Here is a 19,080-nt window from a genome sequence, read left to right on the forward strand (position 1 = left end):
GCGCGGGTAGTCGACAGCACATGACCTTCAACGCAACGCTCGACACGAGATTCAGCGAGGCCGAGACGCCGTCGGACTGGGCCACGGTCGAATCAGCCTTGGACACCGCGGAACTGTTCTGGCTCACGACCGTGCGCACGGACGGCAGGCCACACACGACGCCGTTGGTCGGGCTCTGGCGCGACGATGCGTTCGTGTTCTGCACCGGACCCGAGGAACAGAAGGCGCGCAATCTCGTCGAACGTCCCGCGGTCACGGTGACCACCGGGGTCAACGCGTGGAAGGACGGCCTCGACGTCGTCATCGAGGGCACTGCGGAGCGGATCGTCGGGGGTAGCGCGGTGGCCGAGCTTGCCGACGCCTACCGCGAGAAGTACGACGGCGAATGGGACTTCACCCCTGGTGAGCAGGGCTTCGACGGGGATGGTCACTTGGCGCACGTGTTCCGCGTGAGGCCGACGAAGATCCTCGCGTTCGCGAAGTCGCCCCACGGCCAGACGCGCTTCACGCCGTGAGTTCGGGTGGTTTGTTGTGGTGCATTCAAGTCGTCGCCGTTCTCAGAGAAATCTCCGGATGATCGCCTGTGCCCGCTCGGTGTGCGGCGGATAGATCAGGGTCGGGTCAGGCCGAGACCGTCTGGCCAGCACCGCGCGACGGTGGCTGAGTGTCTCGAATCCCCATCGCCCGTGGTAGGCGCCCATTCCGCTGGCACCGACGCCGCCGAAAGGCAGTTGCGGTACCAGGCAGTGCATCATCACGTGGTTGATCACGGCACCACCCGACGGCGTCCGGTCGACGATGTCTCGCCCCAATCGGGGGCTTTCGGTGAAGACATACAGCGCCAAGGGCTTTGGCCGACTGTTCACGAAATCGACGGCGGCGTCGGTCGATTCGATGGTGAGAATCGGCAGCACGGGACCGAAGATCTCGTCGGCCATGACGGCATCAGACGGTGACGGGTCGACGATCACCGTTGGTTCGATCCGCAGAGCCGAACGGTCGGAACCGCCGCCGCTGACCGCACTACACCCCGGAGATCGACGAGGTCTATCGGCGACTCATCGAGCGCAACGCCGGTTACAGCCGCGACTTCCTGGACCGCGCTCAGGCCGCCGGCCGGATCCGCGAACTCGACAGTGCCGAAACTGCACAAGTCATCACGTGGATGGTCGAACGGTGTTGTTACCAGATGCTGCGTGACGCGCCGCCTGAAGCGGACCACCGGCTGGCCGATACTCTGACCCAGATGATCTGGGGCGGTATCTATTTGGAAGACCCAGCGGACACTAGGTCCTGACTCAATGGGTTGCAGGCCGCTGACTAGTTCCCATCCCGCCGCCGCGACTCACTCGCTTGGCGGCGGCGTCTGGTCATTGCGTGATGTCAACGAGGATGCGTCCGCGCGTACCGGCATCGACGTGGTCGTGAGCGCCTGCGATCCGGTGTAGCGGGTATCTCTGGTCGATCGCGACGTGCAGTGCGCCGGCCGCTGCTGCGCTGGTGAGGTCGCGCGCGGCCTGCTGCTTGGCTTCGGCGGGGAAGTCGTCGCTGCCGAGAAGCCGGAGTGTGGCATTGGCGAAAAGCAATGGCCAGAACGGGATTTCCGTCCGGTCCGTGCGGGTCGCAAAGGCGGCGATCACTGCGTCATTCGCGACGATTGCGGCGTCGAGGTCGACGTTGTCGGACAGTGCCACCTCGACGATGCGGTGGACGCCCTTCGGCGCGAACTCACGAATCGCGCCGGCGGGATCGGATTGGTCAAGCGCCACGGCGTGCGCCACCACCGCCGGATCGACGCGAGCGAGGTCGCTGCTGCGGGTAACGGTGGCGATCACGGTTGCGCCGCCCCAGCGGGCCAGTTGGGCGGCTAGGGAGCTGACGCCGCCGAGCACGCCGTGCACGAGCACCGTGTTGCCGTCGACCGACCCGTCGGAGAAGACGGCGCGGTGGGCGGTGATGCCGGGAATGCCAAGGGCGGCGCCGACGTCGTCGCCGACGTTGTCGGGCAGGGGCACCGCAAGGTGCTCGGGGACGACGGTGAACTGGGCGGCGGTGCCGAACGGTCGGTAGGACTGCGCACCATAGGTCCAGACTCGTTGTCCGACAAGGTGTTCGTCGACGCCATCGCCCACCTCGTCGACGACGCCCGCTGCGTCGCTGTGTGGGATGACCCGCGGATACGACATGGACGAGCCGAGCCATCCGCGGCGCTTCTTGGTGTCACCGGGGTTGACGCCAGAAACGTGGACGCGGACTCGCACCTCGCCGGGACCGGGCTGCGGGTCGGGCAGTTCGCCAACCTGCAGCACTTCGCTCGCTGGGCCCTGACGGTCGTACCACGCGGCAATCATGTTGAGCGATCTGCCGGATGGGCCGTCTGCTCCTGGTCGCTCCGGTCCTGCGTCGCGGCCCAGCTGGCGAGAAGGGCCAGTCCGTCCGCCGACGTGCTGTCGGGCTCGGGGCTGTAGGCGGTCAGGGTCAGTCCGGCGTCGGCCGAGAGTTCCATGACCTCGTAGGCGAGGTTGAGGTCGCCGACCACTGGGTGATGGAACTGCTTGGCGCCCGCCCGGTGCAGGACCACGTTGTGGGCGGCCCAGCGATTGCGGAAGGTGTCGCTGCGGGTGGACAGCTCCCCAATCAGATCGGACAGGTCGCGGTCGTAGGGGTTTCGGCCCGCTTCGATCCGAAGCATGGCGACAGTGGTGTTCGCCGCTTCGTCCCAGTGTGTGTAGAGCGCGGTGGCGTGGGGATTCAGGAAGCAGAACCGCGCGAGGTTCACTGGCCGGGATGGGTCTTCATACGCCGATGAGTACAGAGCGACCGCGAGCCGGTTGGCAGCCAGAAGGTCGAGACGCCCGTTGAGCACGATCGCAGGCATTGACGTCATTCCGTCGAGGATGCGCTGGACGACGGGGCGAATCCGTTGCCTCGGCGCGGGCCGTTTACGGGCGCGGGGTGTGGCGTTGGCGGCGCGCGCCAGGTCGTGCAGGTGCGCGTGTTCGGCCTCATCGAGGTGCAGCGCGCGGGCGATGGCCTCGAGAACGCTGTCGGAGACGCCGGCGAGGTTTCCTCGCTCAAGGCGTGCGTAGTAGTCGGTGCTGACGCCCGCGAGCATGGCCACTTCTTCGCGCCGCAGGCCGGGAACGCGTCGCCTCCCGTAGGTGGCCACGCCCGCCTGCTGAGGGGTGATCCTGGCCCGTCGGGTGGCCAGGAACTCTCGTATCTCGGTCCTGCTGTCCACCCCGTCAGGCTACGGCGACCGAGCGAATGTAGGGGTGGTCTGGCATTACATGGCTCAACAGGCCCTGTCGCCATCGCGGCGCCTCCGGTTGTCTTGGTGCAGACCTACCAGACACCGACGACCCACGAAGGAGGCATCGGAAGTGACTGACAGAGGCGATGTCCGGGGTATCGGTCGCCGTGAACTTCTGGCGAGAACCGCCCTCGTCGGCGCCGGGCTGGCCGCCGGACCTCTCGTGCTCGCCGCATGCGCGAACAAACCCGAGGACCTCGGCAACCGCGGCGACACCGCCACGCCAACACGACGACTCGGAACCTTGGACGTCTCGCAACTGGGCGCCGGGTGCATGAGCATCAGCGCCAACTACGGGCCTCCCGCGGACAGAAACCAGGGCATCCGAACCATTCGTGCGGCCTACGAAAAGGGCGTCACGTTCTTCGACACCGCCGAGGTATACGGCCCCCATACGAGTGAAGAGCTTGTCGGAGAGGCACTCTCGCCGTTTCGGGACAATGTCGCCATCGCCACCAAATTCGGGTTCGACGTCGAGGGTTCCGGTGCACCGCTCAGTCGACCCGACCACATCAAGAAGGTGGTCGAGGGGTCGCTGCAGCGTTTGCGGACTGACCGAATCGACCTCTACTACCAACACCGGGTCGACCCGACCGTACCGATCGAAGACGTTGCAGGCGCCGTCAAGGAACTCATCAGCGAGGGGAAGGTTCTGCACTTCGGTCTCTCCGAGGCGGGTGCACGAACGATCCGGCGGGCGCACACCGTTCAACCCGTGACGGCGGTGCAGAGCGAATACTCGGTGTGGACACGCGATCCCGAACGGAACGGCGTCCTCGATACGTGCGAAGAGTTGGGCGTCGGCTTCGTCCCGTGGGGACCGGTGGGCGAGGGCTACTTGACCGGGACGATCGATGCCCGCGCTCGATTCGACCCGCGAACCGACCTTCGATCACGGTTCCCACGCTTCACCCCTGAGGCACTGGCAGCCAACATGCCGGTCGTTGACCTGATGAAGCGATTCGCAGAGAAGAAGGACGCCACGCCTGCCCAGATCGCACTGGCCTGGCTGCTCGCACGGAAGCCGTTCATCGTTCCCATTCCGGGCACGCGCAACGTCGATCACCTGACCGAGAACCTCGGGGCGCTCGACGTTGCGCTGACGACCGCGGACCTGCAGGAGATCGACAGCGACTTCTCCAAGATCACGGTGCACGGCGAAAGGATGGATGAAGCCAACATGCAGATCGTCGAATGACCCGAGATCACCTGGAAACAAAGAGATATGAGAAATGGAGTTACTGATGAAGCACATCACGCTAGGCAAGTTGGACGTGTCCCGGATCGGACTGGGCGCCATGTCGATGTCCGGCTATTACAACACCGGCGAGGGCAGCGACGCCGAGTCGATCCGCACCATCCACCGGGCGCTGGATCTGGGCGTCACCCACATCGACACCGCCGAGATCTACGGCCCCTTCCACAACGAGGAACTGGTCGGCCGGGCCATCAAGGGCCGCCGTGACCAGGTCGTGGTGGCGACGAAGTTCGGCCTGGTGTCGCACTCCGGAGGCGGGCCCGGCGTCGTGGACAGCAGCCCGGCGAACATCCGCACCGCCGTCGAAGGCTCCTTGAAGCGCCTCGGCACCGACCACGTCGACCTGTACTACCAGCACCGCGTCGACCCGAACACGCCCGTCGAGGACACCATCGGCGCCGTCGCCGAGATGGTGGCCGAGGGCAAGGTCCGCCACATCGGGCTATCCGAGGCCGGAGTGGACACCATCCGTCGTGCGCACGCCGTGCACCCGATCACCGCGCTTCAGACGGAGTACTCCCTGTGGACCCGCGACGTGGAGGCCGAACTGCTGCCGCTGCTGCGTGAATTGGGCGTCGGATTCGTGCCCTACTCGCCGTTGGGCCACGGCTTCCTCACCGGTCAAATCCGTTCCGCCGACGACATTTCCGACGACGACTGGCGCAAGACCAATCCGCGCTTCGTCGGTGAGAACTTCCAGCGCAACCTGCGCATCGTCGATGAAGTCGAGGCCATCGCCGCCGAGGCAGGTGCCACACCGGCGCAGATCGCCCTGGCCTGGCTACTCGCCCAGGGCAATGACATCGCCCCGATCCCCGGCACCAAGCGGGTCGCCCGCGTCGAGGAGAACACCGCCGCCGACGGCATCGAGTTGAGCTTCGAACAGATCGAACGGCTCGACAACCTCACGCCGGCCGCAGGCGAACGCCACGACGAAGGGAACATGGCCGCCATCGACCGCTGATCGCCCGGCTCAGAAGTAGCGCGGGAACTCCGACCAGTCGGGGTCGCGCTTCTGAAGGAAGGCGTCGCGGCCCTCTACGGCCTCGTCGGTCATATACGCCAACCGCGTGGCCTCCCCGGCGAAGATCTGCTGGCCGACGAGTCCGTCGTCGATCAGGTTGAACGAGAACTTGAGCATTCGGGTGGCCTGCGGCGACTTGCCGTTGATCTCGGTAGCCCATTGCAGCGCAACGGCTTCCAGGTCGGCGTGGTCGACGACCTCGTTGACGGCGCCCATCGCGAACATCTGCTCGGCGGTGTAGGTGCGGCCAAGGAAGAAGATCTCGCGGGCGAACTTCTGGCCGACCTGCCTGGCTAGATACGCGCTGCCGTACCCGCCGTCGAAGCTGCCGACGTCGGCGTCGGTCTGTTTGAAGCGGGCGTGCTCGCGGCTGGCGAGCGTCAGATCGCAGACGACGTGCAGGCTGTGCCCGCCGCCTGCCGCCCAACCGTTGACCAGGCAGATGACGGGTTTCGGCATGAACCGAATGAGCCGTTGCACTTCGAGGATGTGTAGCCGGCCCGCCTGCGCGGGGTCCACCGTCTCGGCCGTCTCGCCGGAGGCGTACTGGTAGCCGGTGCGGCCGCGGATGCGCTGGTCCCCGCCGGAGCAGAACGCCCAGCCGCCGTCCTTGGGCGACGGTCCGTTGCCCGTCAGCAGCACCACGCCCACGTCGGGCGACATGCGCGCGTGGTCCAGCACGCGGTAGAGCTCGTCGACGGTATGCGGGCGAAACGCGTTGCGCACCTCGGGTCTATCGAACGCGACACGTACGGTCGGCTGCGGTTTTCCGTCGACGACGTGGCGGTGGTAGGTGATGTCGGTCAACTCGAAGCCTTCGATGGCTTGCCATGACGACGGATCGAACGGGTTGTCAGCGCTCACGTGCTTGACTCTAGAGCGCGTTACCGCGGTGTTTCACAGGGAGTCTTCAGGGGTACAAACCCCGCGACAAGCCGGAAAGCAACGAACAGGAGCCACGATGAAGCGGTCAGCAAGTGTGTTGATGTCAGGGGCGGTCGCAGCCCTGGTACTCGGAGCCTGTTCGTCGACACCAGCGATCACCGGCGGCGACACGTCATGCAAGGACTTCCTGGCGGCAGACGACAACACGAAGACCGAAGCGATCACCAAGATGCTGAAGGACGAAAAGGGTTCCGACGCTGCGAACCTCGAGATCACCGGTACCAAGCTTGCCGTCCAGACCTGGTGTCAGACCGCAGGCACGCCGGAGACCAAGATCAAGAACGCGCCGCACCTCTAGACGTCACGCGGGGTCGAAACGGAACACCGCGCATCGCCCGGCGAGTGCCTCGAACTCGTCGGGCGTGCCATCGGTGACCAGCCTCGAGCGCTTCATGAAGCTGACGCCGGTCGGCACCAGGGTGGGGAATTGGCGCAGCAGCGGGCGGGCTTCGTCGGCGGAGAGTTCCACCATGCGCACTGTCTCGGACTTCTTGCCCGCCGACAGCGTGGCGGTGTCAGCGGCGCGGGCGTTCTTCTCCCAGTCGGCGCCCGGGAAACCCGCGACGACGTAGCGCGTGCCGTCGACGTACATCGGTGTGATGGGCGTCGAACGCGGTTGCCCGGACTTGCGGCCGGGCACCGTCAACACCAATGGCCCCTCCTTGCCCGAAATGGGCAGCCCCAGCCGCAGCATCGCCATGAACACCTTGTTCATGGGCTTGAGCCAGCGCGGCGGTTTGGGATTGGAGTTGGCCATGTTTCGAGCTTAGACCGAGATGCCCGCGGCACTCAGTGCCCTGACGAGTCCGTCCGGTCGTGCGTCGGTGGGCAACGGATCCACTAGCGCGAACGCGCAACCGACTGCGCGGGCGCCGCCGTCGGCCTCCTCGCTGTCACCGACCATCAACGCGTCCTCGGCCGCCACTCCGAGCCGCTCCAGGGCGGTTTCGAAGATCTCGGGGTTCGGCTTGATGGCGCCCACTTCGTAGGACAGCACGTATTCGTCGACGTCGTCGAACACTCCCAACGTCGCGAATGCGGGCCGAAGGTCGAAGGCGATGTTGGACACCACAGCGATCCGCAACCCTTGGCGCTTCAAGCCCGTGAGCACCGCCGCCGTGTCGGGGTAGGGCGTCCAGCTGGCGGGGTTGATCAACCGGTCGTAGAGCGCCCGCGCCTGATGTTCGGCCACCCCGGATTCGCGGAGCACGTGGAGGTAAGCCTCCCGGTGTAGGTGCGGTTCGAGGTCGCGGTTGACCCAGTTGCGGTACTGCTCGTCGTCCATGTCGACGGAGCGGCCGGTGGGTGCGGTCAATCGCCGCATGAGCTCGGCCTGCACGTGCCCGTCGACCTCTTGCTCGTCGACCTGGATTCCGGTGAACCAGCTGTCGTCCTCTTCGAGCCGGAACAACGTCCCCGAGTAATCGAACAACACTGCCTTGATGGTCATGCGCGCGCCCGAGCTGCCTTGGCGATGAGCACTTCTCGCTCCTGATCATTGGTCACCATGGTTGCGGCCCTTTCGAATTCGGCGGCGGCCTCGTCGTCCCTGCCCAGCCTAGCGAGCAGTTCGCCGCGCACGCTGGGCAGCAGGTAGGACTCGTCGAGCCCGTCGAGCCCGTCGACGAGGGCCAGCCCTTCGGCGGGTCCGTCGCGCATCGCGACGGCGATGGCCCGGTTGAGTCGGACCACCGGTGACGGGGCCACCTGCACCAGCCCGTCGTAGAGCGTCACGATGCGCGCCCAGTCGGTGTCGGCGGCGGTGGGCACGACGGCGTGACATTCGGCCAGCGCGGCCTGCAGGGCGTAGGGGCCCCAGCCAGTGCCGGTGCGGCGCAACACTTCTGCGGCACGCCCAAGGGCGGTGACGCCGCGACCGATTTGCGCGCGATCCCATCGGGTGCGGTCCTGCTCCTCGAGCAGGATGGCGTGTCCTTCGGCATCGGTGCGAGCGGCGAACCGTGACGACTGGAACTCCATCAACGAGAGCAATCCGTGTGCTTCAGCCTGGTCGGGCACCAAAGCAGCCAGTACACGACCCAGTCGCATTGCCTCCGTGCATAATTCGTCGCGAATCCAACGCTGCCCGAATGATGCGGAGTAGCCCTCGTTGTAGATCAGGTAGATGACACCGAGCACGGCGGAGAGCCGGCGCGGATACTCCTCGGGCGCTGGCACGACGAACGCTACGTCGGCCGCGGCGAGCGTCTTCTTCGCCCGTGTGATCCGTGCCGCGATCGTCGCTTTCGGGACCAGGAACGCCTGCGCGATCTCCTCGGTGGTCAATCCGCCGACCACCCTCAGCGTCAACGCAAGCTGGCCCTCGCGCGGCAACACCGGGTGCGTCGAGATGAAGATCAGCCGCAAAACGTCGTCGTCGATGCGCTCGGGATCCCAGGCGTCGTCGACGTGATGCTCCAGTTCGCGGGCAAGCGTCGCGTACTTGGCGTCGAGCCGGTCGGCACGGCGCCAGTTGTCGATCGCCTTGCGCTTGGCGACGGTGGTCAGCCAGGCTCCGGGATTGCGCGGCACGCCCGCGTCCGGCCACTGTTGCAGCGCCTCGACCAGCGCGTCGGAGGCCAGGTCTTCGGCCAGTCCGACATCGCCGACCGCGCGGGTCAGCGTCGCGACGATCTTGGCGGCCTCCATACGCCACACCGCGTCCACGGTCTGCTGGAGGTCGGATGCGGCCACGCCAACCACCGTAGTGAGCGGCCGCTCACTGGTGACGCATGTGGCGTTTGCGACTCGGGCGCCAGGCGTCAGCCGACGCTGCGCGAAGCGCCCTCCCAGAACTGCGCGCGCACGGCCTTCTTGTCGGGCTTGCCCAGCGCAGTCACCGGCACCGAGTCGACGACGATCACCTGCTTAGGCGACTGCACCGAGCCCTTGCGGTCCTTGACCGAGGCTTGGATTTCGGCCGTCATGGTGGCGACGGCGGCCTCGTCGGACGCGGCGTCGGGGCGCAGCACCACGATGGCGGTGACGGCCTCGCCCCACTTCTCGTCGGGGGTGCCGATCACACAGACCTGCGCGATCGAAGGATGCTCGGCGACAACGTCTTCCACCTCGCGCGGGAAGACGTTGAAGCCGCCGGTGACGATCATGTCCTTGGTCCGGTCGACGATGTACCAGAAGCCGTCGGAGTCCTCGCGGGCCAGGTCGCCGGTATGCATCCACCCGTCGCGGAAGGTCTCGGCGGTGGCCTCGGGCAGGTTCCAGTAGCCGCCGGACAGCAGCGGGCCGGACACACAGATCTCACCAACGTCGCCCTGCGGCACCGGGTTTCCGTCCTCGCCTAGCAGCGCGGTGCGCGCGAACAGCGTCGGCTTGCCGCACGACGTCAAGCGCTTCTCGTCGTGATCACCCTTGGCAAGGTAGGAGATGACCATCGGCGCCTCGGACTGCCCGTAGTACTGCGCGAAGATCGGTCCGAACCGCTTGATGGCCTCGGCCAGCCGCACCGGGTTCATCGCGGAGGCCCCGTAGTACACGGTCTCCAGTGACGACAGGTCGCGGGTGTGAGAGTCAGGGTGGTCCATCAACGCGTAGATCATCGACGGCACCAGCATGGTGGCCGTAATACGTTGTTCCTCAATGGTCTTCAGCACTTCGGCGGGATCGAATTTCGAGAGCACGATCATCTCGCCACCCTTGACGACTACCGGTGTGAAGAATGCCGCGCCAGCGTGCGACAGCGGCGTACACATCAGGAAGCGCGGATTCTCGGGCCACTCCCATTCGGCGAGCTGGATCGTCGTCATCGTGGTGATCGAGCCCGTCGTGCCCATGACGCCCTTGGGCTTTCCGGTGGTGCCACCGGTGTAGGCCATCCCGCCGACGTGATCGGGCGCCAGGTTGGCGGCCACCAACGGCTTCGGCTCGTACTTCGCCGCCTCGGCCACCAGATCGACGGCGACGCCGGCGAGTGCCTGGGGCACCGGGCCGATGGTCAGGATCTGCTTGAGCGAGTCGACCTTCTCCAGCAGTCCGAGCGCGCGCTCGACGAACATCGGGTTCGGATCGATGATCAGCGACGTGATGCCCGCATCGGACAACACGTACGCGTGATCGTCCAGCGAGCCGAGCGGGTGTAGTGAGGTGCGCCGGTAACCCTGCGTCTGGCTGGCGCCGATGATCATCAGCACTTCGGGCCGGTTCAGCGATAGCAGCCCGGAGACGGAGCCGGTGCCAGCCCCGAGTGCCTCGAAGGCCTGAATGTACTGGCTGATGCGCTCGGCGAGCTCATCGCCGGTGAGCGTGGTGTCGCCAAGGAACAGCACCGGCTTGTCCTTGTTGCGCTTGAGCGCACCGATCGTCAGATGACCGGAGTGGATGGGATGGCGCAGCAGGTCGTCCGTCATGTCAACAGACTAGAACGTGTTCCAGTTCGGTCAATGCCCAGTCCGTGTCGAACTCGGGTAGTCGGCTACTCGCGACTCCATGGCGCTCCGAAAATAGCGTCCTTGTCGCGCCGCGGCGAGCGTTCCCGGCGATATGCGACTGGCATACGCCAGCTGCTGACGACACTGAAGGAGATTGACAATGGCAAGCACATTGGCGTTGCGGTCCGTCTTCGTCCCCCTGTCTGCACTGGTATTTGCGGCGCTCGGGGCGACCGGCTCGACGGCGATTTCTACGGCCGATCCGTTGCCGTATGGACCCGACACCTGTATCCAAGGGTTCGTCTGGCGCGATGGGCGACCGGGCGACCACGTCTGCGTGACCCCGTCGGTGCGCAGCCGTACCGCACAGGAGAACGGCGCGGCGGCCCAGAACAAGGAGCCCAACGGCGGTCCGTACGGGCCCGACACCTGCAAGCAGGGGTTCGTCTGGCGCGACGCATGGGACGGTGACCACGTCTGCGTGACGCCCAACATCCGGTCCGATGCGGCCGCTGACAACGCTGCGGCCGAGTCGCGCAAGCAGGCCAACCAGGCGCCACCGCCACCGCCGCCGCCCAAACTGGGGCCGGGCGTTTCGTGGGATCCGCGGGTCGGCGGTCTTACTGCCCACATCAACGACCGCAGCGGAGTCGCGTCGCAGTGCCGGTATCAGTCGGACTTCTACGACCGCAGCTTCTTCCTGCCCGCCAACGGCACGTACGACCTGGTGATCGTGCCTGCCATTCCGAAGTTCCAGAACTGGAGCGTGACGATCAGTTGCGACAACGGCACGAAGACGGAAACCTCGACGTTCTTCTAGCCAGGCCGCGAGGTCCCCGGCGGTGACGTCACCGCCGGGGATCCCGCGCAAGCTCAGGTCAGCGCGCGGCGAACTTGTCGGCGTCGGCCCGCGCCTGCGCGGCGATCTTCTCGGCGAGCTCGGCCCTCCACTGGATTTCCTTCTGGATCCACGGGTTGCCCTCAGGGAACTCGTCGGTGTCGTGCACCCGCCGCACCTCGAGCTTCACGCCAGGGCCCAGCGGCACCTTGCGCGCCCACTGCTTGGCCTCTTCCTTGGACGACACCTCGAGGATCCAGAAGCCGTTGAACAACTCCTTGGCCTCGGTGTAGGGCCCGTCGGTGACGACGGGCGGGTCGGCGTTGAAGTCGACGACGAAGCCTTCGTCGGGACCGGTCAGGCCCTCGCCGGCCAGCATCACGCCGGCCTTGATGAGCTCTTCGTTGAAGCGGCCCATCGACTCGATGACCTCGTTGAAGTCGATCTCTTGCTCGGCCATCAGCGCCTCGGCCTCGGGACCGACCCGCATGATCAGCATGTAACGCGACATTGTTCTGTCTCCTTCTAGTGGGTGGAAGGGGCTCCTTGATCCTGCCCTCACCACTACGTCGAACGGCAACCCCCCGAAATCGACACGGCCCGCGAACTTTTCCTAAAGAATTTCCCCGTGCCTGCTGACCTGGTGGTTTATGGAACCGTTTTGACCGTCGACGAGAGCAGGCCGTCGGCCGAAGCGCTCGCTGTGACGGACGGCCGCATCGTCGCCGTTGGCAGCAGAGCTGACGTGGCACCGTACGTCGGCCCCGGCACCGAGGTCGTCGAGATCCACGACGGATGCGTCATGCCCGGTTTCGTCGAGGCGCATGGCCACCCGTTGATGGAGGCTGTCGTGCTGTCCGAACGGCTCGTCGACATCCGGCCCGTCATCATGCGCGACCCGGACCAGGTGCTGGCCGCCATCACCAACGAGATCGCGGTGCGCGGTGCTTCGGGGGCGTACCTCAATGGATGGGACCCACTGCTGCAGACCGGAGGGCAGGAGCGGAGCGACTCGGGAGATGTGACCGGGTTGCCCCAGCCGACGCTGGCGTGGCTCGACGGGCTGGCACCGGACACACCGCTGGTGATCATCCACAACTCGGGACACTTGGCGTACTTCAACTCTGCGACGGCGCGCCAGCTTGGGCTCACCCGCGACACCCCAGATCCGAAGGGCGCGAAGTACGGGCGCGACGCGGACGGTGAGCTCGACGGGACGGCCGAGGAGACGGGCGCGGTGTTTCCGCTCATCGGCGGGGCGATCGATCCGAACAACTATCCGGCGATGCTGCTCGCCGAGTGCGCCCGGTTGAATCGGGCCGGGTTGACCATGTGTTCGGAGATGGCGTTCGATCCGATGTTCCGGCCGGTGCTGGACGCGCTGCGCGGTGAGCTACCTGTCCGGCTGCGCACCTACGAGATGTCCACCGCGCAGATGACCACCACCGAGACGCCGGCCAACGGCGACGACGTGGTGCGCCAGGTCGGCATCAAGATCTGGGTCGACGGATCGCCGTGGATCGGCAACATCGATCTGACGTTCCCGTATCTGGACACCGAGGCCACCCGCACCATCGGCGTCACGCCGGGATCGTGTGGCCACGCCAACTACACACGCGAGCAGTTGGCTGAGATCGTCGCCGCGTACTTTCCGCTGGGTTGGCAGATGGCATGTCACGTCCAGGGCGACGCCGGGGTCGACACGATTCTCGACGTCTATGAACAGGCTTTGCGGCGTTGGCCCCGCAAGGATCACCGGTTGCGGCTCGAGCACGTCGGCGCGATTTCGAACGCGCAGTTGCAGCGGGCTCACGAGATGGGCGTGACGTGCAGCATCTTCGTCGACCAGATCCACTACTGGGGTGACGTGATCGTCGACGGGCTGTTCGGTCCCGAGCACGGAAACCGGTGGATGCCCGCCGGGTCCGCGGTCGCGACGGGGATGCGCATCTCTCTGCACAACGACCCGCCCGTCACGCCCGAGGAGCCGCTGCGCAACATCAGCGTGGCCATCACCCGCACCGCGCCGAGCGGTCGGGTGCTTGGGCCCGAGGAGCGGTTGACCGTCGAGCAGGCCATTCGAGCGCAGACCATCGACGCGGCGTGGCAGCTGCAGTCCGAGGACGCGGTCGGTTCGTTGGAGGTCGGCAAGTACGCGGACATGGTGGTGCTCTCGGCCGACCCGCGCGCGGTGGCGCCCGAGACGATCGCCGACCTGGAAGTGCGCGCGACCTACCTTGCGGGCCGCCGCGTTTACGCCAATTCCGACTGACGGTCACCGTCGACGTGGCACGCTCGATTGATGTCTGACCTGCCTGATCCGCAATTCCTCGACGAACGCGTCGCGCACTGGGCACAAACCAAGCCCGACGGCGAAGCCATGACCTACCTGGGCCGAACGTGGACGTGGGCGCAGTGGTACGACCGGATTCAGCGGTTGGCCGGAGCGTTGACCGAACGCGGTGTCCAGCGGGGCGACGTCATCGCGTTCCTGGACAAGAACCACCCGGCGTGCCTCGAGGCGACATTCGCCGCGGCCTCGTTGGGGGCGGCCAACGCCATCATCAACTTCCGGCTCGCCGTGGACGAGATGGACTACGTGCTCAACGATTCCGGCGCCAAGGTGCTGATCGTCGGGGCCGAGCTCAAGGGATCGATCGACAAGATCCGCGACAAGCTGCCGAATGTCGAGCAGGTCATCGAGGTCACTCCTGAAGGCGCCGAGGGCGACGAATACGAGGCGATGCTGGCGGCGGCGACACCCGTAAGCCGTTCGGCCGCCGTCGAACCCGATGACGTGTGCATCATCATGTATTCGTCGGGCACCACCGGCAGGCCCAAGGGCGTGGCGCTGACGCAGGCCAATCTCATCGCGCACACCGTGAATGGGCAGGAGGGTTTCGAGTTCGACGAGGGCGACAAGAACATGGTGTCGATGCCGCTGTTCCACGTCGGCGGTTCGTCGTACGCCCAGCTCGGCACCCACACCGGGATCCCAAGCGTCATGACCCGCGACGTTGACGGTGCGGCCTTGGCCGGCGCGATCCTGCAGGGCGCCAACCGCACGTTCCTGGTGCCCGCCGTGCTCGCCAAGGTGTTGGAGTCGGGCGATGACGCCGTCAAGTTGTTCGGCGCACTCAAGACCTATTCCTACGGTGCGTCGCCGATGCCGTTGCCGCTGCTGCGCGCCGCGCTCAAGGCCTGGCCCAACACCGACTTCATCCAGGCGTACGGGCTGACCGAACTGTGCGGCGTGATCAGCCACCTGATGCCGGAGGATCATCGCTCGGGCACCGAGGAAAGGCTGTCCAGCGCGGGCACGCTGGTGCCCAACGCCGAGGTGCGGGTGGTCGATCCCGACACCCTCGAAGACGTGCCAACGGGCGGGCAAGGTGAATTGTGGTTCCGGTCAGCGCAATTGATGAAGGGCTACCACAACCGGCCGGAGGCCACCGCTGAAGCCGTGACCGACGACGGCTGGTTCCGCACCGGCGACATCGGACGGATCGACGACGGCGGCTACATCTTCGTCGAGGACCGGCTCAAGGACATGATCATCACTGGCGGCGAGAACGTCTACTCGATCGAGGTCGAGCGGGTGCTGGCCGAACACCCCGCGGTCGCCGAGGTGGCCGTCATCGGAGTACCCGACGACAAGTGGGGTGAATCGGTGAAAGCCGTTGTCGCGCTTGAGGGTGAGGCCTCCGAGGATGAGCTCATCGCATTCGCCCGCGAGCGGCTGGCCAGGTACAAGTGCCCCAGGACTGTCGACGTCGTCGATGCGCTGCCACGCAATCCCACGGGCAAGATCCTGAAGAAGGATCTGCGCCAGCCGCATTGGGAAGCGGCCGGCCGTAAGGTCTAGGGGTGGTGACCCCACCGCTGGACGACCTGCTCGACGGATTGCACGTCGTCGCGCTCCCGATGCGGGTTCGATTCCGCGGCATCGATGTTCGCGAGCTGGCGCTCATCGATGGCCCGCTCGGCTGGGGTGAGTTCGGCGCCTTTCTGGAGTACGAACCCGCCGAGGCCGCGCACTGGCTGGCGTCGGCGATCGAGGCGGCCTACCACGCGGCGCCCACCCCGGTGCGCGATCGCATCCCGATCAATGCCACCGTGCCCGCCGTCGCACCCCAACGCGTGCCGGAGGTGCTCGCTCGCTTCCCGGGTGCCCGCACCGCGAAGGTCAAGGTGGCCGAGCCGGGGCAGACGCTGGCCGACGATGTCGCCAGGGTCGACGCCGTGCGCGCCCTGGTGCCGACGGTGCGCGTCGACGCCAACGGCGGCTGGACGGTCGAGCAGGCCGTCGCCGCGGCAGCCGCGCTGACCGCAGGCGGTCCACTGGAATACCTGGAACAGCCCTGCGCGACGGTGCCCGAACTGGCTGAGCTCAGAGCACGCATCGCCGTTCCGGTCGCCGCCGACGAGAGCATCCGCAAGGCGGAGGATCCGCTCTACGTCGTACGTTCGCGCGCCGCCGACGTCGCGGTGCTGAAGGTGGCCCCGCTGGGCGGGGTGCGGCCGCTGCTGGACATCGCCGCCCAGATCGACGTTCCGATCGTGGTCTCGAGTGCGCTTGATTCGGCCGTTGGCATGGCGCGAGGCCTACTGGCCGCGGCCTGCCTGCCCGAACTGCGGCATGCATGCGGGTTGGGCACAGGTGGGCTCTTCGTCGACGACGTGATCGAGCCCGTGCCGCCGGTCGACGGGTACCTGCCGGTCGGCGCCGTCACGCCCGATCCGGCGCGACTGGCTGCGATGGCGGCGGCACCCGAGCGGCGCGATTGGTGGATCGAACGCATCACGGCGTGCTACCCGCTGCTTGCTACTTGACGAGGTTGTCGAGCCACTTCGGATCGTCGAAGTCGACTTGGTCTTTGCCGACGGTGTCGTAGATGGTGGGTGTCGCGCGTTCGACGCCGTAGTCGTCCATCACCGACAGGTTCCCGTCGCTCACCACGTTCCCGTTGACTTGGGGCTCGGCAGCGGCGATGCGGTTGACCGTGTCCGCCGGTACGCCAACGTCGTTGGCCACCTTGGCGATTCCGTCGTTGTCCGCGTGCGAGGCCGTCGACATGAGCCTGGCGTACAGGCCCTGGATGAACTTCCACACCAGCGCGGGCGTGGCTGCCTGGTCCGCCGCGACCAGGAAGATGGCGTTGGTTGCGCGCGCCGAATAGTCGTCGGATCCGTAGTCCATGAACGTCAGCGGGCGGACGGTGACCGCGAGCCGATTGCCCGCGATGTTCTTTGCGATCGCATCGCCGTACTCCGCGACGAAGTGGCCGCAGTGCGGGCATTGCGGCTCGATGAACAGGTCGATGGCCGCGGCCCCACCGTCCTGTGACGTTCCGAGGACGACGCCGTGGCCGTCGTCGGAGCGTGGCACGCCGCCCGTGGCGTCGAGCTTGGCTGCCACGGCGTTCCCGGGAATCACCGCGGCGCAGCCCACCGACGTGAATAACAGGCACAGCGCGACGACCGCGGTCGCCAATCTGCGCATGCCCATGTCTGCGGACTCTAGTGCGTGTCCTAATACGTGGGGTCAACGGCGTAGACGACATGGCCTACGCGGTCGACACTGAAACTGTGAAGCGCTCGGTGGTGGTCGTGGGGTTCGACGGCGTGCAGGCGCTCGACCTCGTCGGGCCGTTCGACGTCTTCACCGGGGCCACCGTTGGCCTGATGGCGGCAGGGCACACCGACGACGGCTACCACGTGACGCTTGCGTCCGTCGACGGCGCGCCCGTCAGCACCGGCACCGGACTTGACCTGGCCGCCAAGCCGCTACCCGATCCCGCGGGACCGTTCGACACCGTCGTGCTGCCCGGCGGCTTCGGAACCTCCACCGCCCGTGACGACGCACGCCTCATCGACTGGATTCGAGCGGTCGCGCCGAACGCGCGGCGGGTGGTCAGTGTCTGCAACGGTGCGATGCTCGCCGCCGAGGCCGGCCTCCTCGATGGCTGCGCCGCCACCACGCACTGGGCGTTCGCGGCGCAAATGGCCCTCGAGTATCCGTCGGTCGACGTCGATCCCGAGCCGATCTTCGTGCGCAGTTCCGAGAAGGTGTGGACGGCGGCGGGCGTCACATCGGGCATCGACCTGGCGCTGGCGCTCGTCGAGGAGGACTACGGCACCGACGTCGCGCAGACCGTCGCCCGCTGGCTGGTGATGTACCTGCGGAGGCCCGGCGGGCAGACGCAGTTCGCGGCGCCGGTGTGGATGCCGCGCGCCAAACGCGAACCCATCCGCGACGTGCAGGAGGCCATCGAGACCGCGCCGGGTGCCGCCCACAGCGTGACCGAGCTCGCCCGGCGGGCCGCGATGAGCCCGAGGCACTTCACCCGGGTGTTCACCGACGAGGTCGGCGAGGCGCCCGGCGCATACGTGGAACGCGTGCGCACCGAAGCCGCGCGCAGGCAGCTCGTGCAAACCGACGACACCGTCACCGTGATCGCTGCGCGGTGTGGGTTCGGCACCGCAGAAACCATGCGGCGCAACTTCGTTCGACGGGTCGGCATCTCGCCCGACCAGTACCGCAAAACCTTCGCATAGGAGACATCTCATGCAGATCGCCATCGTCTTGTACCCCGGCTTCACCGCGCTGGACTTCATCGGTCCCTACGAGGTGCTGCGCAACCTGCCCGACGCCGACGTCCGGTTCGTCTGGCACGAGTCCGGACCGATCGCCGCCGACTCCGGCGTGCTCGTCGTCGGCGCCACCCACTCCTTGGACGAAACTCCTGCTCCGGACATCCTTTTGGTGCCAGGTGGCATGACAACGATGGAGCATGCGCGCGACGAGAAGCTGCTCGACTGGGTGCGGCGCGTCGACGCGACCACCACGTGGACGGCGTCGGTGTGCTCGGGCTCGGTGATCCTCGCTGCCGCCGGGCTGCTCGAAGGCAAGCGGGCCACGTCGCACTGGATGGCGGTGCCGATGCTGAAGGCGTTCGGGGCCAACCCCGTTGGGGATGAACGCATCGTGCAAGAGGGTAAGACCGTGACGTGCGCCGGAGTTTCCGCCGGGTTGGACATGGCGATGTGGCTGGCCGGGCAAATCGTCGGAGAGGCCAAGGCCAAGGCCATCCAACTCGTCATCGAATACGACCCGCAGCCCCCATTCGACTCCGGCCACATGTCGAAGGCGTCGGCAGCCACGAAGGCCTCGGCCACCGCGATCTTGTCGAAGGACATGGTCAAGACGGGCCAGCTCGCGGCGCCGGTGCTGCTGCTGTGGGATCGGGCCATCCGCGTGGCGCGCACCCGCGGCAAGAAGCGATCGCGCGTCTCCACCGGATGATCTGCTCCACA

General features: G+C 66.6%; 19 protein-coding genes and 1 pseudogene. 10 read left to right on the forward strand and 10 right to left on the reverse strand.

The genetic code is table 11. The annotated features are described in order from the left end of the window. The first annotated feature begins 20 nt into the window (after window positions 1–20). Window positions 21–515 carry a pyridoxamine 5'-phosphate oxidase family protein gene (locus tag SLQ30_RS28715; protein ID WP_319450422.1) on the forward strand — a complete coding sequence of 165 codons (495 nt, stop codon included), beginning with the start codon at window positions 21–23 and terminating at the stop codon, window positions 513–515. Between the two features lie 42 nt (window positions 516–557). On the opposite strand, the pseudogene SLQ30_RS28720 reads toward SLQ30_RS28715, so the two are convergent. The 3 genes and pseudogenes from SLQ30_RS28720 to SLQ30_RS28730 all read right to left on the reverse strand — a co-directional run. After that, window positions 558–1,025 (reverse strand): annotated as a pseudogene (locus SLQ30_RS28720) (aldehyde dehydrogenase family protein); the annotation flags it as partial. A 345-nt stretch (window positions 1,026–1,370) separates the two neighbouring features. Further along, entirely contained in the window at window positions 1,371–2,351 is a 981-nt protein-coding gene (locus SLQ30_RS28725; protein ID WP_319450421.1) for an NADPH:quinone reductase, read from the reverse strand. Further along, on the reverse strand, window positions 2,348–3,241 hold the full coding sequence (locus SLQ30_RS28730) for a helix-turn-helix transcriptional regulator (protein ID WP_319450420.1): 894 nt from the start codon (window positions 3,239–3,241) through the stop codon (window positions 2,348–2,350). The genes SLQ30_RS28725 and SLQ30_RS28730 overlap by 4 nt, the downstream gene beginning before the upstream one ends. Before the next feature lie 142 nt (window positions 3,242–3,383). Between SLQ30_RS28730 and SLQ30_RS28735 the strand changes: the two genes are divergently transcribed. Next, window positions 3,384–4,511, forward strand: coding sequence for an aldo/keto reductase (locus SLQ30_RS28735; RefSeq protein WP_319450419.1), 1,128 nt, complete (start codon window positions 3,384–3,386; stop codon window positions 4,509–4,511). 46 nt (window positions 4,512–4,557) lie between these two features. Beyond that, window positions 4,558–5,535 (forward strand): aldo/keto reductase, encoded by a 978-nt coding sequence (locus tag SLQ30_RS28740; RefSeq protein ID WP_319450418.1) that lies wholly within the window; start codon window positions 4,558–4,560, stop codon window positions 5,533–5,535. Window positions 5,536–5,544: 9 nt separating this feature from the next. Here the strand turns inward: SLQ30_RS28740 and SLQ30_RS28745 are convergent, their stop codons facing one another. Continuing rightward, complete coding sequence (locus tag SLQ30_RS28745; RefSeq protein WP_319450417.1) at window positions 5,545–6,459, reverse strand: 1,4-dihydroxy-2-naphthoyl-CoA synthase; 915 nt, start codon at window positions 6,457–6,459, stop codon at window positions 5,545–5,547. A gap of 97 nt (window positions 6,460–6,556) precedes the next feature. Between SLQ30_RS28745 and SLQ30_RS28750 the strand changes: the two genes are divergently transcribed. Continuing rightward, window positions 6,557–6,838 carry a hypothetical protein gene (locus SLQ30_RS28750; protein WP_319450416.1) on the forward strand — a complete coding sequence of 94 codons (282 nt, stop codon included), beginning with the start codon at window positions 6,557–6,559 and terminating at the stop codon, window positions 6,836–6,838. 3 nt (window positions 6,839–6,841) lie between these two features. Here SLQ30_RS28750 and SLQ30_RS28755 read toward each other — a convergent pair whose 3' ends face one another. From SLQ30_RS28755 to fadD8, 4 genes are all read right to left on the reverse strand, one after another. Further along, window positions 6,842–7,297, reverse strand: a complete 456-nt coding sequence (locus SLQ30_RS28755) for a nitroreductase family deazaflavin-dependent oxidoreductase (protein WP_319450415.1) — start codon at window positions 7,295–7,297, stop codon at window positions 6,842–6,844. 9 nt (window positions 7,298–7,306) lie between these two features. Further along, complete coding sequence (locus SLQ30_RS28760) at window positions 7,307–7,990, reverse strand: HAD-IA family hydrolase (RefSeq protein WP_319450414.1); 684 nt, start codon at window positions 7,988–7,990, stop codon at window positions 7,307–7,309. Continuing rightward, window positions 7,987–9,189, reverse strand: a complete 1,203-nt coding sequence (locus SLQ30_RS28765; RefSeq protein WP_319450456.1) for an RNA polymerase sigma factor — start codon at window positions 9,187–9,189, stop codon at window positions 7,987–7,989. The genes SLQ30_RS28760 and SLQ30_RS28765 overlap by 4 nt, the downstream gene beginning before the upstream one ends. Before the next feature lie 113 nt (window positions 9,190–9,302). After that, window positions 9,303–10,904 carry a fatty-acid--CoA ligase FadD8 gene (fadD8, locus tag SLQ30_RS28770; protein WP_319450413.1) on the reverse strand — a complete coding sequence of 534 codons (1,602 nt, stop codon included), beginning with the start codon at window positions 10,902–10,904 and terminating at the stop codon, window positions 9,303–9,305. A gap of 181 nt (window positions 10,905–11,085) precedes the next feature. Here fadD8 and SLQ30_RS28775 point away from each other — a divergent pair, with 181 nt between their 5' ends. Beyond that, a complete protein-coding gene (locus SLQ30_RS28775) occupies window positions 11,086–11,745 on the forward strand; it encodes a hypothetical protein (RefSeq protein ID WP_319450412.1) in 660 nt (219 codons plus the stop codon). Window positions 11,746–11,803: 58 nt separating this feature from the next. On the opposite strand, the gene SLQ30_RS28780 is transcribed toward SLQ30_RS28775, so the two are convergent. After that, window positions 11,804–12,274 carry a YciI family protein gene (locus SLQ30_RS28780; RefSeq protein WP_319450411.1) on the reverse strand — a complete coding sequence of 157 codons (471 nt, stop codon included), beginning with the start codon at window positions 12,272–12,274 and terminating at the stop codon, window positions 11,804–11,806. A gap of 117 nt (window positions 12,275–12,391) precedes the next feature. Here SLQ30_RS28780 and SLQ30_RS28785 point away from each other — a divergent pair, with 117 nt between their 5' ends. From SLQ30_RS28785 to SLQ30_RS28795, 3 genes are read left to right on the forward strand one after another with little or no spacing between them, the layout of a single operon-like run. Beyond that, complete coding sequence (locus SLQ30_RS28785) at window positions 12,392–14,035, forward strand: amidohydrolase (protein WP_319450410.1); 1,644 nt, start codon at window positions 12,392–12,394, stop codon at window positions 14,033–14,035. A 30-nt stretch (window positions 14,036–14,065) separates the two neighbouring features. After that, window positions 14,066–15,628, forward strand: a complete 1,563-nt coding sequence (locus SLQ30_RS28790) for a long-chain-fatty-acid--CoA ligase (protein ID WP_319450409.1) — start codon at window positions 14,066–14,068, stop codon at window positions 15,626–15,628. A 5-nt stretch (window positions 15,629–15,633) separates the two neighbouring features. Further along, complete coding sequence (locus SLQ30_RS28795) at window positions 15,634–16,596, forward strand: o-succinylbenzoate synthase (RefSeq protein ID WP_319450455.1); 963 nt, start codon at window positions 15,634–15,636, stop codon at window positions 16,594–16,596. Here SLQ30_RS28795 and SLQ30_RS28800 read toward each other — a convergent pair. Then, on the reverse strand, window positions 16,589–17,272 hold the full coding sequence (locus SLQ30_RS28800) for a DsbA family protein (protein ID WP_319450408.1): 684 nt from the start codon (window positions 17,270–17,272) through the stop codon (window positions 16,589–16,591). The two genes, SLQ30_RS28795 and SLQ30_RS28800, sit on opposite strands and share 8 nt — an antisense overlap. 53 nt (window positions 17,273–17,325) lie before the next feature. Here SLQ30_RS28800 and SLQ30_RS28805 point away from each other — a divergent pair, with 53 nt between their 5' ends. Continuing rightward, window positions 17,326–18,321: a GlxA family transcriptional regulator gene (locus SLQ30_RS28805; RefSeq protein WP_413468210.1), complete on the forward strand. Its 996-nt coding sequence runs from the start codon at window positions 17,326–17,328 to the stop codon at window positions 18,319–18,321. 10 nt (window positions 18,322–18,331) lie between these two features. Continuing rightward, window positions 18,332–19,069 carry a DJ-1/PfpI family protein gene (locus SLQ30_RS28810; protein ID WP_319450406.1) on the forward strand — a complete coding sequence of 246 codons (738 nt, stop codon included), beginning with the start codon at window positions 18,332–18,334 and terminating at the stop codon, window positions 19,067–19,069. Window positions 19,070–19,080 lie beyond the last annotated feature (11 nt).

The sequence above is a fragment of the Mycobacterium sp. RTGN4 genome, assembly GCF_033804635.1.
Taxonomy (GTDB): Bacteria; Actinomycetota; Actinomycetes; order Mycobacteriales; family Mycobacteriaceae; genus Mycobacterium.